This window comes from Candidatus Kurthia intestinigallinarum, assembly GCF_003991225.1.
In the GTDB taxonomy this organism is placed as follows: Bacteria; Bacillota; Bacilli; order Bacillales_A; family Planococcaceae; genus Kurthia; species Kurthia populi.
On record NZ_JTFC01000158.1, the window covers coordinates 1 to 1,095 of the forward strand.

Sequence of the window (1,095 nt, forward strand, 5' to 3'; positions counted from 1 at the left end):
ATTCATCAGTTAAACTGATTATATATTTAGGTGATTATTTTTAGGGGTGAATAATTTAAATGGAAAAATGGAATCAATCTTATGGTTTTTTACTCGGAAAGGTTCTTCAGCGAATGGAAACTAAATTCGCCGAGGGGCTTGTCCCATATCACATTAATGCTAGACAATATGGAGTTCTTTTATTTATTAACGGAAACCCTTACTCATCACAAAAAGATATTTCTGAAAATCTACAAATTGATCGGACAACAATGGTAAGTCACATTGATTATTTAGAAACTTTAGGCTTTGTAGAGAGGACAAGGAATCCTAATGATAGAAGGTCCTACAGCCTTATGATTACATCAAAAGGAAAGGATTTATTGGATTCGCGTTGGGAATTTTTAAACGATATTGAATTAGAAGTTTTAGCCCCTTTAAATAATCAAGAAAGACAATTGCTAAAGGATTTTCTCATTAAAATTTGGACTACACTTTAAAACTGGAGGTAACACAATTATGAATGCACTTGATTATTTTAATGCCCGTTTGGAAGCAACTATTAGCCCTATGGATTATTTGAGATTGACACAAATAGATCCAGATAAATATTTTTTGCTGGATGTAAGAAACGGCCCACTTCATGTAAGAAGTTTAAAAATTAAGGATGCTAATGTCATACCCGAACAAGAACTGCAAGCTCGTTTAAATGAAATACCAAAAGACAAGGAAATTATTGTTTACTGTTGGGATGTCTGGTGTAACACCGCTGCCAAGGTAGCAAAGTTTTTATTAGAACGTGGATATATGGTAAAAGAGCTAACGGGGGGTATTGCAGCGTGGAAAGAAATGAACTTTCCTGTTTCAGATTCCTCTCAAGAGGTTAACATGTCTGATAGCTGTGGGTGTTAACTCTGGTGCAAAGGGAATCTAATTAAATAAAAAACAGCTAACACTTTGTAGTAGTCTTAACTGCTGGATTGAACGTTCTCTATGTGGCATTGAACTGCACCTCATTTGTTAGACATACTAACAAGGAGGTGCGGTTTTTCTATGGGGAAAATGAGCGCAGAAGATAAATTAGCAGCGGTTCATACATAAATGGTCACCGCCACA

Annotated in this window: 2 protein-coding genes; both read left to right on the top strand. The window is 35.4% G+C overall.

The window, feature by feature from the left end; genetic code table 11:
* Positions 1–59 precede the first annotated feature (59 nt).
* Complete coding sequence (locus tag QI30_RS19380) at positions 60–479, top strand: MarR family winged helix-turn-helix transcriptional regulator (protein WP_126992099.1); 420 nt, start codon at positions 60–62, stop codon at positions 477–479.
* Positions 480–498: 19 nt separating this feature from the next.
* Positions 499–891 (top strand): rhodanese-like domain-containing protein, encoded by a 393-nt coding sequence (locus QI30_RS19385; protein ID WP_126992098.1) that lies wholly within the window; start codon positions 499–501, stop codon positions 889–891.
* Positions 892–1,095: the final 204 nt, after the last annotated feature.

Coding starts and splice junctions, on each gene's coding strand:
- QI30_RS19380 (WP_126992099.1), top strand. CDS start 60: ATGGAAAAATGGAATCAATCTTATGGTTTTTTACTCGGAAAGGTTCTT.
- QI30_RS19385 (WP_126992098.1), top strand. CDS start 499: ATGAATGCACTTGATTATTTTAATGCCCGTTTGGAAGCAACTATTAGC.